This is a genomic window from Corynebacterium sp. Marseille-P3884, from assembly GCF_017942225.1.
In the GTDB taxonomy this organism is placed as follows: Bacteria; Actinomycetota; Actinomycetes; order Mycobacteriales; family Mycobacteriaceae; genus Corynebacterium.
Window position 1 is genome coordinate 158313 of the sequence record NZ_JAGKSD010000003.1, and the last position, 14508, is coordinate 172820.

Consider the following 14508-nt stretch of genomic DNA (forward strand, 5'->3'; position numbering starts at 1 on the left):
GGTAACGGCGGAAGAAAAATGAAGGTTAAAAATATTTCCAAAAGCCGCGTTCTTCAGCTTTGTCTGCTGACTGTCGGAGTGGTTTTGATCGCCGCAGTAACCGGTCTCTTGGGGCAATACCGCGCATTTACCTTTCTAATTGCTCTTTCAGTTGCTTCCGTGGTGGTTCTGATCGGAGCGACCCATCGTTATCTCGTTCAAACGCGGAGAGCTCTAAATGAACAATTCGGAAAAAGCCGAAAAGAGCTGCGTTCTTTGCGAGAGGAGATTGACCTACCTGAGACTAAGGCTCTTAGCGACTTTGAAGACTCAAATAGCTCGGGCAAGTCGGCTGAAGGCGCCAAAACTTCTTCGGTGAAAGTTGTTACGAAAGAAGTCAAGGCTCCGTCGGTGAAAGTTGCTACAAAAGAAGTCAAGGCTCCGTCGGCGAAAGTTGCTACAAAAGAAGTACTGCCTGAGCATGGATTGATTGGATCCGGTTTTTTGCGGCCGGATGATGATGAGGCTGATCTCCTCGCCAGTGTCCGGCAGAATCCAGATCTCTTCACGAAGTTCGCCCTACGTACACGTAGTGAGGCATTTCGAGAATTCTTTGCCAAAGCAGCCACCGGAATGGCATATGGCTACGATGAAGTTATTGAAGCATTCTCGCTCTTGAGAGCAGGCGAAGAGCGGGAGGCAAAAGCGATTCGACATTGGAACCGGGCGAGTTTGTTGGCTCTCGGCCGGGTGATAGCTAATCAGCGTCGCTCTGAGCCAGATCTCGAAGCAGCCCGGAATCTTTTCTTGGGCCTTCACTGGGTGTTCGGCGATAGAGCCCTTAAGGACAATGATTTGAAGCTTCTTGCCGAAGTGGTTCAAGAACAAGGCGATCATAAAGCGGCCCTGACCATCTTGGAAAAGTCTGGATTGCGACGCAAGGATCCCAATTACTACGCCCTCACAAGAGCGAATTCTCTGAAGCCTGGTTCAAGTGGGTGGCTTGAGTGCGTAAATGCTGTCTTTAGACGTTATGCCTTGGATGAAATTGGTGTCGATGAACATGGCTCTGCCACCCTTGATTCGATCAAGACTCAAGCCACGCCACACGACGTCGACGGCCCACTCGTCTCCGTCATTGTTCCTACTTATGAGGGGGCGGACAGGATCGAGACTGCACTCAAAAGTCTGACTCTTCAGACTTGGGCAAACCTCGAAATCATTGTGGTAGACGATGGATCAAGCGCACAAAACAACGAACGTCTGAGGGATGTATGTGCCCGTTACCCAGAAGTTCAACTACTAGAGCTTACAGAGAATAAAGGTGCATATATCGCGCGGAACGCTGGGTTGCAAAAGTGTAAAGGTGAGTTCATCACTGTTCATGATGACGACGACTGGTCTCACGCGCGTAAGATTCAAGCCCAAGTTGAGCATTTGCTTGAACACGAAGACATCGTTGCTAACACAACAGGGCACATCAGATCGACCACGGACCTGCGGTTCGTACGAATCAATTCGACACCTACGCTGATTCAAAACAACTACTCTTCGTTGATGTTCAGGAAGCAGATCTTTGATCAGGTGGGGCAATGGGACGATGTGAATCGTGGCGGCGATGAAGAATTCAAGAACCGAGTTATCGCAGCAACAGGATCCAAAATCCCGCAGGTGGGAAAAGCTCCCTTCTCATTCACACGTACTCGCGACACTTCGCTAACAGCTGGTGAGATCGACCGCGGTTACCAAGACCCCGCGAGGCTCTTCTACCATTCCGCGTTCTCGCGTATGCATGAAGCGGATGCTCTGGATGGCAAGACAAGAGATGCTCGGCCAGCAAATATGGAACCTGGAATGCGCGGGAAAAATTTGGGTTGGTTTGACGTCGTCTTTGTAGGGGACTTCATGTCGGCTTCGTCAGTTGCTTCCCTACGTGAGGCAAGAGCTCTTGCTAACGCGGGCTATCACGTGGGGATTGCGCACCTCTACGGCACTTCCGGTGTAACTGAAAAGAGATTCCAAAGGGCGGCTCTCGACGCGGTTCGAGCCCGCGAGGTTTCTTTCATCACTTTGAATGATCAATTGTCGGCAGCCTCCGTAATTTGTCGTGACCTAACTGCGCTCTCGTTTGCAGAAAACCTCCGCGCGCAGTGGTCCGTGGGACAGATTGTGACCGCGAATGAGAAACACTCATGGCGGTCTCGTCTCAATGAACTTGGGCGCCGGAATCTCGAGCAATTGTTTGGAGAACAGGCAAATAGCATTTCAATTCCTTTTGAAAAATGGCCTGTGCTTTTCGCTCACGACTCATTTGATGTTCGCCCAACGGAAAATGACGTTCCGTTGGTCGGACGATCCAACAGATCGCACAGCTCCAACTGGCCTGACAAACTTTCAGATATTCGGAATGTGTATACGAATAATGACAGCTACGAGGTGCTCCTATGGGATGGCATTGAAGGGCTGTCCTCAAAGGCGCAGGCTCTACTGAGGGAAAATGCGACACTGATTTCTGAGGAAGATGTCAGCGAGGAAAATTACTATGCCTCCCTTGATTTCTGGCTAGGGTTTGACCCGTCTCTACCGAAGGCTGAGCCAGCTCCGGAGGTTCTAACGGCTATGGCGAGCGGGGTAGTAGTAATTCTTCCCCCTGAGCAAGAGCCAGTTTATGGAGACGCGGCGCTTTATTGCGGCCTGAAGGAAGTTCGGAATGTCGTTTCTCGAGCTTGGGACAATAAGGACTTCTATAACAAGCAGGTGCTCGCCGGAGTTGGTTTCTCGGGCAACTTCTTGAGTGAAGACGAATTCGTGGAGCGTGCTAGAAAACTTGGTGTCGTTCCCTTGGAACCATCGGCGAGGTTTCAAACAAAAGCGGATGCAGCACGGCAGGAAGAGATTTGTGAATTTGAAGGTTCTGGAGTCGTTGCAAAGGAAGTTGAGTGATGGTGGCGGAAAGTAAATGGCTCGATGTTTCCGATGGGCGCGATAGGTTCGCTCTAACACGTGAGCAACTACTGGAAGATTACGCGGAGATATCGTCGAGAAGACGGGGGGCAGCAGTCGCAACTGCTCGACGTTTGAGGGCGAACAGTTATCTAGATATTCTTGCTTATGAGGCAAGCGATTCTGCAGCAGACTGGACCGCTCTGGAAGCAAGGCTGTTGAAGCTGCATATTCAAGGCGGAAAACGCTCCTTGGTAGCTGAGATTGAACCGACTGGTAACGCAGACGTATTCGGAGAAATCGCGTACTACCTTCTAATCGAGAACACGGCCGATTCACCCTCAAATGCTTTTGCGGTCGATCTTTTAGAAGCAGCCATTGATCTGTTGCCGAAAAATTTGTCCACACGCAAGTGGCGTCTCATGTTGGTGCAGTCGTTGATCCTTGGGGGCCGAGCGAGTACGGCAGTCCAGTACTTGAATCGGTGGAAAGATATCAACCGGATTGGCCACGGGTACCTGAGGGCAGAGCTACTGAACCCTTTCACCAGCTTCTCTCGCAGTTCTGATTCCAGTGAATGGATGCGGAGCTTTAATGAAATTTTCACTTGTGCTGATGTCAGTCCGGTCAGTTTGGAAGTCGGCGATGGTGCCCCCTTTGACCGGCTGGCCTGTGAAGTTTCTTCCAAAGCGGTTTCGCAAAGTGACGATTCGAACCAGCCGCTGGTCAGCGTGATCATTACTTCATATCAACCAACTAGAAATGAGATCTTCACAGCAGTTAGATCCATTCTTCGACAAACGCTGACCTCGATAGAAGTCATTGTGGTCGACGATGCATCTGGCCCCGAATACTCTGAGATCTTTGCAGATCTCCAGGAGGTTGATGATCGAGTCTCGGTTCACACCATGGATAGAAACCAAGGGACATATGGGTGTAGGAACTACGGGGTGCGAGTTGCTAAAGGTCGATTTTTCACCGGTCAGGATGATGATGATTGGTCACATCCATCGCGTTTAGAAACCCAGGTGCAGTATCTTTTCGATAATCCTGATAGCCCGGGCTGCCGCGTGAACGCTGTGCTCTGCGATGAAAACCTAAGCCAGCTTCGCCTTGGATATAAGCCTGAAAATTCGAATGCTTCGTCGCTCATGATGCCTATGAATTTGATCAGGAAGTTAGGCGGATTCATGGAAGCTCGGAAAGCAGCAGACACTGAACTCGTGCACCGCGCTCAGGCGTATACGGGTGAGAAGATCCACCAGATTGAAAAACCTCTCACAATCGTTCGAGTGTTGCCCGATAGCCTATCGAGGGCGGACTTCGGAGCCGGGTGGAGCCATCCATCCAGAGATCATTTCAAAGGTGCCTATAGCCATTGGCACGCAAAGGCCTCGAAAACTGAGCTCGAGATCAAACCTGACGCTTTACCCCCGGTGGCCGTTCCATCTCGTCTAGGTAGCAGCTCAAGCTCCAGTGAGCAGTTTGATGTGATTTTCGCTGGTGATTGGACAAAAAAGGGCGGTCCACAAAACTCGATGATGGAAGAGATTGCTGCTCTGCACGCCGTTGGCCTCAAGATAGCGATTCTTAATCTTGAAGCAGCCCGTTTCATGTCGAAGACTGGGAAACGGTTGAATGATCAAATCCAGGAGTTGGTCAACAGCGGCGTTGTAACACAGGTTTTTTACGACGACCCAGTGACAGCACAGATCATGCTTTTACGGTATCCACCGATATTGCAGTTCCCCCCAAATGATCCGAGCAGGATAGAAGTAGGTCATCTGTATATCGTTGCGAATCAGGCGCCTTCAGAAATTGATGGCTCGGACATACGCTATTTGGTCGGTGACTGCACTAGGAATGCGGAGTTCATGTTCGATACGAATGTGAGCTGGATCCCCCAGGGGCCGCAGGCCAGGGAGGCGATAGAACCCTATTTAACTTCAAATGAACTTGAGTCGTTTAACTCACCGGGAATTCTTGAGCCTGCAGAATGGGAAAAGTCGTCCGGTAAACGGTCATTGAAGCGTAAACCGGTCATTGGTCGGCACTCTCGTGACGACTCTATGAAATGGCCCGCCAGTAAAGACGATCTTCTTAGCGCATACCCCATTGACGATCGAGTGTCCGTACGCATAATGGGTGGCGGCAAGACGCCATTGAAGGTTCTGGGGCGTTCTGATTCGCCGGCAAATTGGGAAATTCTCGCGCGAGATGAAGAGCCTGTAGTGAAGTTCTTGCATTCACTGGATTTCTTTGTGTTCTTCCAGCACCCTAATGCAGTGGAAGCGTTCGGGCGATCGATCCTTGAAGCGATTGCCGCTAACCTCGTTGTGATTCTTCCCAAACACTATGAGGAAGTGTTTGGCCCGGCCGCTGTTTACGCAGAACCCGCCGAGGTCGGAAGGCTAGTTGATGAGTATTGGTCTGATCCTGAGCTCTACGATCGGCAGATACAAATTGCGCGGAAGCACCTTGAATCTCAGTTCACTCGCGAGGCGTTTTCAAACAGGATACTCCGCCTGATCAGCAAGAAGGCTAAGAGTATGGGGGGCTCAGCCTTAACTAGCCGTCGTTAAGCGTCGTCTTTAGAACCGAATATTGGAGAGCCGTCGACCAATTTTCTTCAGAGTCGCTCTTACGGTTCTCAAATTCGCGTGGGCGCCGATAAGCATCTTGATTTGTTCTGGTTCCTCAATTTTCTCGAAAGGAACGTTGGGAAAAGCATCGGCTGGAATGGAGTCCGGTTTCGGTTGATTCAAATAGTTGCGAAACCGGTTACCTAGATCTCCATCTGGTTTGTCTACCCCTGAATCCTGATCAAAATGAATCGAGTGGAGGAACTGGATCTGTTGGCTATCAATAATTACGGGTGCATAACGGTCAACCTGTGTATGAGCGGCCCTACGAGGACCATCGATTTTTCTGTCCTCGGTAATAGCACAAACTCGGGCGAGTCCGATTGCAATTTTGGGGCGGTGCTCGACGCGAGGTTCGCGGAATGCTCCGTTGTCGTAGAAAGCCTGTAAACCCAAGCCGAGCGAAACATACGAGCCAACATTTTCGACGGTGAGGTACTTCGCGACAGTGTCGTAGTAGCTTGTCGCTACAAGATCATCGTCATCAAGGCGGTATTCGGCATAAATGTCGCCAGGTTTGAATGATTTCTTGGCCCAACTATCGATAGGTTTTCCTTTTCTTTTATTGGCAGTTCGTTTATCTAGATGGAGCCAAGAATACTTTTTCGATGCGTTTGCTAGATGCTCTAAATATTTAGAAGGGAGCTCTTCCGAGAAACTGACGACATGCACTAAATTGTGATCGTGGCTGCCCTTGTTGATTATCGGAAGCGTGTAATCGAAAAAAATCTCTACCCGTCGATCCATGCGCGCAGGACTATATAGCTTAGCCAGATATTCTTCTGAGTTCTTTTGCCCCACCTGGCGAGAGAGCCTCCATGAGGGAGATGCAGGTTCGTAGAGGCTGAACCTCGTGCTACCCAAGAAGTGGTTAGTCATTGCTCCATACTAGCGTCTTAGGGGTGTGAGACGCGTCGCTGCCGTTCGATATAGGTTTGCAGTGTCTGGATCAGGAAAAGACGCTTCTGTCATTTTAATCAGAAGGCCGGGCCGCTGGATAGCACTCAAAATAAGTATCGAATTTCTTCCCGTTCAGCAGATCTATTGTGAGACGCGCTTCTGCTTCAAGGAAGAGTTCACCTAGCTCGCGGTCAATGTGGTCGTGTACTTGACCCGCGTATGTCCCACCTGGCTGAGGAGTAATTTCGCCCAGTGCCAACGTTCCCTCTGACTCTAAGAAGTCAACGCGAAGGAATGGAACCGGAGATTCCGCTGAAATCCTCGAAGCGTACTCTAAAGCAGCCTCTGGGAAGCCACTGCCATCGTACCTCGCTCGGTTCGAATCTACGTGAACCTTTTCCCCGGAGGGGTAGTAGAAGCAATATTCGTTTTTCCCCCGTGGGCTGGAGTTGCGGTGTATTTCCTCAACAAGGCCGGGCTGGCCATAGAAGCAGAAGACTTTGATATCGCGTGCTGGTTTGTTGGGGTTTCCAATTAGCGTTTCCGTTAGCCAGACCGGCTCAGTGGCTAGATGTGTGCCCGCGTACTCTTTGTCGACTCCATCAAGAAAACTCTCGTAGGACTTGCCCGAGTAGACAGAGCGCACTTTGCAATCTGAATCGACGATGAAGACGCCTTTGGATGCAGCACCCGTTATTGGCTTGATTACTGTATTGGCTTGAACGCTTACCTCGGAAGCGGTCTGGCTTAGAGACAGTGTTTTAGGCGTGGGCACGCCAAGAGCTTGGGCGAAATCTCTGTCCTGCATCTTTGGATTTCCGCCTGGAGAGAGTGCGTAGCCCTTCTTCCGAAGTTCATGCTTAACCAGCCGCATGTGGGAAATGCTCGATCGGAAGGAAACGCCGATCCTCCTACGCTCCACCTCGTTTGCGACTGTGGCCCTTACGTCTCGCCAAGAGAGCTTTGAGTACAAGCGTCTAAGTGCAGCGCTACGGTCTTTCGCATCGATACTGTTGTCCTGCCTGAGTGCACTTATTGCGGCATAGACGCTCGAGAGGGCGTGAGTGTGAGAGTTGCCGGCAAGGCGAGCCTGCTCTAGAAGGTTCTTTCCAGCTTGCATTCCGTTAGACCTAACGTTTTAGTTCAGTAAAAGGTTCCCGCGCTAGACAGCCTTAAGGATATTTGTGGGTAAGAGAGCCGTCTAATCGGGATCTGTTTGTTTGGTGATGCTAGCATCAATGCCTTATCGAGAATCTCCATATTAGGTAGAGGGAAATTCAAAGCCAGGTTTGATGGTTGATAGCCGTTGCTATTCGCAACTGAGTGCAGTCTCGATTGCCTCGTTAAATGTTGCAAGTGAAGGTGGTCGGTGTCCCGGCCTGGTTTCGTAGATAAACGGGATGAGAGGATTCTCGTTCTGGCTATACACCTGATTAAAAGGTTTAAAGTGATCCTCGTGGTGGAAATCATTGGGAGATGTCCAGTAGTGGATTCGTTGTCCACGAACTTTTTCATATCGATCCAACGCCGATGCTTTGGAACCTACTAAGCGGCCCCAATTTTTTGGAATCCCTCCGTCGGGAGCTAGTAACTCGGGGTAGACGCTTCTCAGGTAATCGCGTTGGGCCTTGAGTCCGTCGCTGCGGCCTCCGACGAGATATCGGTCCAATTGTGTTTGAGGATTAAAAACCACAGCTATTGAATCATCAATATAAGGCGCAGTTTGGAGAGCGGCGAATCCTCCGCCGGACGATCCTGAAAGAATAACGCGGTTTGAATTAACACCTTTTGAAAAACTGTTAATCCAATGTCCTATTAACTGATGAAGGTCCAGGTCCTTCCATCCCGTGAACCACGCGAGTTCGAGCCGTTTATTGAGATGTAGGGCGGGGTCTGAGAAAAAGACCGCGTTGCACTCGAAACCGACCAATGTTTTGAGGCGCTCAAAACGCGGGAGGTTGTACTTCTTGCGGAGGAGCGCCCCATGGAAAGAAACTATTGTGGGCGCGTCTCCACGGATTACTGTCAAGCATTCAAGTTTCGTTCCACGCGATAACTCTGCCTCGAATATTGCGCAACCAGGGGAGTAATCAAAAACTGGGTTTTCAGCGTCGACCTCGAATCGGGGTGCATTAAGCCCGCCTTCGGTGAGGAGCTCAACAGGAATTTTCAACGTGATGATTCGCTTTCCAAAAAGTCAAGGGGCCGTAGAGGCGCAAGGGACGGGCCAATGTTACTTGACACACCGGCCGTGTCTAGTTGCAATTTTTTACAAGCCGAGTCGGGATAGGGGCCTTTGGCGGCAAGGCCAAGCGGCCGGCAAGGATGCGAGGCTTCGGTCCGATTAAAGTCGGAGAATCGGCTCTAGGCTGGAGGTCGGATTCTCGTACAAGATTAAGGGATCGGATGTGCGTGCTTCTAGATGCCACTCATGCGCTATTTTGAGTAGCCGGTGCCGTAGATTCAGCCAGCACCTAGCTTCGATCGATTCGGCAAGTTCGTGTCCTCAAGAGTTCTCTGAAAATCCGAGGTAACGGTTTCACGAGTCCTGCCATCACTAAATTCATGGATGATGACTCTTCTTACATCACCCGTGAAACTTCCGCTCGTTCGACCATTATTGAACGTCGATGAGCGACCAGCCTCCCGAAGAGATATCTTTGAGAAAAGCTAGCGCTAGTATTCGCCTTAAGTAGGTGTTGAAGGTACAGCGACGATTTTAGAAGATAGGCGGTTAAATGAGCTCAGCTAAAGAGGACGTTAACTCCTATGAGGGCATTGCGAATGTGGCCTCGAACCTATCGGTGGGAAACAAGGTTTCCCTTTTTCGTAGGGCTTTCCTTAGACGCAATATCCGCGTGGTTACATCGCAGGGGAACAAGACTGGGCATCTACCGCTGTGGGGTGCCATATCGCAAGGCGAGGTTAAACTTTTTCGCGGCTTGATGTCTGCTGAGCGGGGCTTGTCCGCGCACAAGCTGGCTCGTGACAAAACGGCGACAAAGAAGGTTTTGTCAGAAGCAAATTTGAGAGTGCCTCGAAGTTATGAACTTAAGGGATCTACATCGCGGGAAAACTTTGCAGCTATTGAGGCGCTAGATCTATTGCCTGGCGTTCTTAAACCGAACGGCGGATCTCACGGCGCTGGTGTGAGCATGAATATCCAGGATTTCAACTCTTTCGAGACCGCTCTATTGAGTGCGGGCGCAACGCCAATCTTTGAAGAGCAAATTGGAGGTCGAGATTATCGCCTTTTAACTATCGGGCAAAGCTTTTTTGCCGCGACTGAACGTCGGCCAGCATCCGTCATTGGAGATGGTATTTCTTCTGTGAAAGAGCTCGTAGAGGAGAAGAACCGGAAGCGAGCTTTGAACCCATCGACGAAGTCGCATCCGATTGAGATCGACGACATTGCGTTGGATTGTCTTGAAAAACAAGGAACAACAATCAATTCAGTGCCGCCGAAAGATGCTGAGGTTCGTTTGCGCTTTGTGGCAAATATTGGCTCAGGTGGAGATGCAGTTGATCGAACAGGTGAGGTGCACCCAGACTTCGTGAGCCTTTGTGAGCAGATCCCGGATGTTTTAGGGAATCCAGAGATTTTGGGAATCGATCTGCTCGCTGAGGACATCTCTAAATCCCCAGACAACCAAAGCTGGGCGTTTCTTGAAATTAATGCTAACCCTGACATCGATATTCACCACTGGCCGTGGCAGGGGGAGGCTCTCGACGCAGCAGATCGCCTCGCTGAATTCTATTTCCCTAATAGCAGGGTGGGCGACTCTCTCAGCGCGATTATTGTGGTGGAGGGAAAGGTGAGGGTAAAAGAGTTTGATCGCTGGATTGCTCACACTTGCGCATTGGCTGGGCTGGAGGCTCGACCCAAATATGGGAAAACTCAAATCAGGCTACAAGTCGCCGGGGCCCAAGCCGCGATCGATTGGTTCGTTGAGATGCTAATTAAGGCAAAAACGGGTGCCATAATCCGGAGTATAAGTATCGAGTGAACCTCCGAAACACTTTCGGCTGCGCGTTAAATTGTCGGGCACGCAGGACTCTGATCAAGCGAAAGCCCGCAGCGGGGGCGTTCAAAAGTAAGAAGATTTAGCGGTGGACTCATGGGGGGCAAATTTATCGGTGCGGTGACTCGAATACCGCCATTTGTTGTTTTACCTGATCGAAATGAATGCCGATGCTGCGATCTGACTGCATCAGCACCCTTCGTACGGAGCTTCGTGCCCTGTAGCTAAACAGATTTTGGATTATTTGACAGCGCACTAGGGATGATCGTGGCGAATCATCGAGTGCTGGGCGATAAATGAGTGCATTCGGTTAGAAGGCTGTTCACAGCACACGCTGGCGATTTGTTGATGGCTCTCTAGCAGTGAAACTCGACTAGAGGTTCCCGTCGAGCGCGAACCCAAGGCCAGGGTCCGCGCTTTCGTCGCTCAGCGTTCGTATATTTATCGCCTGTGGTTTAGAAGCTGCTGCCGTTGGAGGCGACGGCGGGCAGCACATTGCGCAGCTCCGGCAGGCCGGCCTGGGAGGAGAGCTTCGAGGCGAACTCGATGGCCTGGTTTTGCGGGGTGGCGGGGTCGGCTTTGACGACGCCGCAGGCAAGGGCGCGGTCGCCGACGGCGTTGATGGTGGGGGCGGCGATCAGGGTGAGGGAGGCATCGGCGCCGAACTGCTTGTTCAGCTTGGAGGTGAGCTGGGAGCGGGTGGTGGTGTCGTCGACAAGCTTGGCGCCGCGGAGCAATGTGCCCACGGAGTTGCAGTCCATGGTGGCGATGCCGCCGTTGAGGGCGCGGACGAGTTCGAGGGTGTTGTTCTGGGCGTCGGCCTGGTTGCCGTTGATGATGCCGGTGGTGGCAACTGCAGTGACGGTTGCGGCGATGGCGGCGGTGCGGAAACGCATGGTGGGGAAGTCCTTTCGGGAAAGTGAGGCTGGTGGTTGTGTATCTGTTTTTCCAGACGAACGTTGATACTACAGTGACTGAAGTGAAAATTGTGACTTGAATGGAAAAAGTCGGCCGACTAACTGGGGGCAAATGCGGGCGCGGTAGAGTGAGCGACCGTGAGTACGTCTCGTAAAACCCCCGGACGCCCGCGCGATGGTGCGGGCTGCGGTTGCGGGGCGATGCTGGCCGTAGTGATGGCGATCGTGCTGATCATCTCGCTACTGATGTGGCTTTTCAGCGTTCTCGATACGCCTCTGAGCACGAAAAAGCGCGTGCCGGTTCCCGCAGATGTTCCGCCGGCTGCCGCCGTGAGTCCGCCGGATATCGATGTGCACGGGCCGGGCCGGACGTCTGACTTGCTTGAGGAGTGGGCAGCGCCGATCGCGGACGGGATCGAAATTGCCCCGGAGGCGGTGCGCGCCTACGGCAATGCGGAACTGATCGCGCGGGAGGCGTGGCCGGACTGCAACCTGCACTGGAACACGCTTGCCGGCGTCGGCTGGGTGGAAACGCGCCACGGAACGTACAGCGGCAAAATCGCTGCAGGTGCGCGGCTGGATGAGAACGGCCGTGCCTTTCCGCCGATCGTCGGACCGGCGTTGAATGGCGATGGCTTCGCGCATGTGCCCGACACGGACGGCGGGGAATTCGATGATGACGCGGAATTCGACCGTGCTGTGGGGCCGATGCAGTTCATTCCCGAATCTTGGTCGCGGTACGGGCGCGACGCCAACGGCGACGGGTACGCCGACCCGCAGCAGATCGACGATGCGGCACTCGGTGCAGCGAACCTGCTCTGCGATGGCGGGCGGGATCTATCGGAACCGGAAGATTGGCAGGACGCGATCCTCGGATACAACCAGTCGAATGACTATGTGATTCGGGTTCGTGACGCGGCCGCGAGTTATGCCGTCGGGCAGCCGGCGCACCGGTAGGGGGGCGGGATGTGAAAAGGGCCTTCCCCGGGGGTGGGGAAGGCCCTTTGTTGGTGTGTGGCTTAGATGCTCGAGCCGGCCGGCAGAGCAGCGTTGACCTGGGCGCGGTAGGCGTTGATCTGGTTCATGATCTGCGCCTGGGCGTCGGAGGACATCTGGGCCGGGTTGCCGATGGCCTGGTTCACCTGCTGGACGATCTGGTCGACCGGGTTAGCCGGGCGTGCCGGTGCGGGGGCCGGTGCCGGAGCTGCCGGGCGTGCCGGTGCGGGCTTGCGGTTGTTCGGGGCGGGTGCCGGGGCAGGGGCGCGGTTGCCGCCGCTGTTGTGGGTCTTGACCAGGCCGCAGGCGACGGCGCGGTCGGCGACCTTGTTGATGGTGCCGCCGGCAGCGGCGCGCAGTGCCGGCTTGGAGGCGAGTTCGGCGTTAGCCATGTTCACCAGGTCGGCGCGTGTGGTGTTGGCGTTGACGCGGCCGGTCTTGTCCAGCTGCTTCTTCAGGTCGGGGCACGAAATGGAGTCGGCCTGGGCGGCGACCTTCATCAGGTTCTCCATGTTCGCGGTCTGGGACTGAGCCGGTGCGGCGGTAAGCAGGCCAGCGGACACAGTCACGGCAGCGGCGGCTGCGGCGATCTTGGCGGGGGTAAAGCGCATGGTGGATCCTTTCATGGCGGGGATGGAGCTGGACGGTTGAACGGCCAAAAGCATAGCAGAGTGTTACGCATGGGGAAGGTGGTGCGCATGGTGCTTAGGGTCATGGTTGGCGAAGCGGGCCGTGGAACCCCTGACCGGCAGGGAGGTTTTCTGGAACAATTGGGGGTGGAAAAGCCAACTTCGATGCAAGGAGAATGTCAGTGGCTGACATCATGTTGACGTACGCCCGTGAAATCCTGGATTCCCGCGGTAACCCGACCGTCGAGGTCGAGGTCTTCCTCGACGACGGCTCCCACGGCCTGGCCGCCGTCCCGTCAGGTGCGTCCACCGGCGAGCACGAGGCGCACGAGCTGCGCGACGGCGACGATCGCTACCAAGGTAAGGGCGTGCGCAACGCCGTGCGCAACGTCAACGAGACCATCGCCGACGCGATCGCCGGCATCGAGGCTGACGATCAGCGCGTGCTGGACGCCACCATGATCGAGGTCGACGGCTCTGACAACAAGAAGAACCTCGGCGCCAACGCCATCCTGGGTGTGTCTATGGCTGCCGCGAAGGCTGCTGCTGATTCCGCTGGTCTGCCGCTCTACCGCTACATCGGCGGCCCGAACGCGCATGTTCTGCCGGTGCCGATGATGAACATCCTCAACGGTGGCGCGCACGCTGACTCCGGCGTGGATGTCCAGGAGTTCATGATCGCTCCGATCGGCGCCGAGACCTTCACCGAGGCACTGCGCCAGGGCGCGGAGGTCTACCACGCGCTCAAGTCCGTCATCAAGGACAAGGGCCTGTCCACCGGGCTTGGCGACGAGGGAGGCTTCGCCCCGTCCGTCGACTCCACCAAGGCTGCCCTGGACCTGATCGTCGAGGCGATCGAGAAGGCTGGCTACAAGCCGGGCACCGACATTGCCCTGGCACTGGACGTCGCATCCTCCGAGTTCTTCGAGAACGGCTCCTACAACTTCGAGGGCGGCCAGCACTCCGCCGAGGACATGGCAAAGGTCTACGCTGACCTCGTCGAGAACTACCCGATCGTGTCCATCGAGGATCCGCTGGACGAGAACGACTGGGAGGGCTACACCAAGCTCACCGCTGAGATCGGCGACAAGGTCCAGATCGTCGGCGACGACTTCTTCGTCACCAACCCGGAGCGTCTTGCCCGCGGCATCGACGAGAAGGCAGCGAACGCTCTGCTGGTCAAGGTCAACCAGATCGGCACCTTGACCGAGACCTTCGATGCTGTCGAGCTCGCGCACCGCAATGGCTACCGCACCATGATGTCCCACCGTTCCGGCGAGACCGAGGACACCACCATCGCCGACCTGGCAGTGGCTTTGTCCTGCGGCCAGATCAAGACGGGTGCGCCGGCACGTTCCGAGCGCGTGGCCAAGTACAACCGTCTCATCCGCATCGAGGAGGAGCTCGGCCCGGCAGCCGTCTACGCCGGCCGCGACGCCTTCCCGCGCTTCGACAAGTAGCGCGCCTTCCGCACGCGGGT

The 14508-nt window shown here is 54.1% G+C and carries 10 protein-coding genes; 5 read left to right on the forward strand and 5 right to left on the reverse strand.

From position 1 onward, the window contains the following. The first annotated feature begins 18 nt into the window (after positions 1-18). Positions 19-2922: a glycosyltransferase family A protein gene (locus J5Y21_RS02875; RefSeq protein WP_210572679.1), complete on the forward strand. Its 2904-nt coding sequence runs from the start codon at positions 19-21 to the stop codon at positions 2920-2922. Further along, positions 2922-5504, forward strand: coding sequence for a glycosyltransferase (locus J5Y21_RS02880; protein WP_246874899.1), 2583 nt, complete (start codon positions 2922-2924; stop codon positions 5502-5504). The genes J5Y21_RS02875 and J5Y21_RS02880 overlap by 1 nt, the downstream gene beginning before the upstream one ends. A 9-nt stretch (positions 5505-5513) precedes the next feature. Here the strand turns inward: J5Y21_RS02880 and J5Y21_RS02885 are convergent, their stop codons facing one another. The 3 genes from J5Y21_RS02885 to J5Y21_RS02895 form a co-directional block, all read right to left on the reverse strand. After that, entirely contained in the window at positions 5514-6443 is a 930-nt protein-coding gene (locus J5Y21_RS02885; protein WP_210572683.1) for a glycosyltransferase, read from the reverse strand. Between the two features lie 94 nt (positions 6444-6537). After that, positions 6538-7584 (reverse strand): ATP-grasp fold amidoligase family protein, encoded by a 1047-nt coding sequence (locus tag J5Y21_RS02890; protein ID WP_210572684.1) that lies wholly within the window; start codon positions 7582-7584, stop codon positions 6538-6540. Positions 7585-7773: 189 nt separating this feature from the next. Further along, positions 7774-8493, reverse strand: a complete 720-nt coding sequence (locus J5Y21_RS02895) for a hypothetical protein (protein ID WP_210572688.1) — start codon at positions 8491-8493, stop codon at positions 7774-7776. Between the two features lie 709 nt (positions 8494-9202). Between J5Y21_RS02895 and J5Y21_RS02900 the strand changes: the two genes are divergently transcribed. After that, positions 9203-10471, forward strand: a complete 1269-nt coding sequence (locus J5Y21_RS02900) for a hypothetical protein (protein ID WP_210572690.1) — start codon at positions 9203-9205, stop codon at positions 10469-10471. Between the two features lie 470 nt (positions 10472-10941). Here J5Y21_RS02900 and J5Y21_RS02905 read toward each other — a convergent pair whose 3' ends face one another. Further along, positions 10942-11382, reverse strand: coding sequence for a hypothetical protein (locus J5Y21_RS02905; protein ID WP_210572692.1), 441 nt, complete (start codon positions 11380-11382; stop codon positions 10942-10944). Between the two features lie 237 nt (positions 11383-11619). On the opposite strand from J5Y21_RS02905, the gene J5Y21_RS02910 reads away from it, so the two are divergent. Beyond that, positions 11620-12360, forward strand: a complete 741-nt coding sequence (locus tag J5Y21_RS02910; protein ID WP_210572766.1) for a lytic murein transglycosylase — start codon at positions 11620-11622, stop codon at positions 12358-12360. Between the two features lie 62 nt (positions 12361-12422). Here J5Y21_RS02910 and J5Y21_RS02915 read toward each other — a convergent pair whose 3' ends face one another. Next, positions 12423-13010: a hypothetical protein gene (locus J5Y21_RS02915; protein ID WP_210572694.1), complete on the reverse strand. Its 588-nt coding sequence runs from the start codon at positions 13008-13010 to the stop codon at positions 12423-12425. A gap of 200 nt (positions 13011-13210) precedes the next feature. On the opposite strand from J5Y21_RS02915, the gene eno reads away from it, so the two are divergent. Beyond that, complete coding sequence (gene eno, locus J5Y21_RS02920) at positions 13211-14488, forward strand: phosphopyruvate hydratase (RefSeq protein ID WP_210572698.1); 1278 nt, start codon at positions 13211-13213, stop codon at positions 14486-14488. Positions 14489-14508 lie beyond the last annotated feature (20 nt).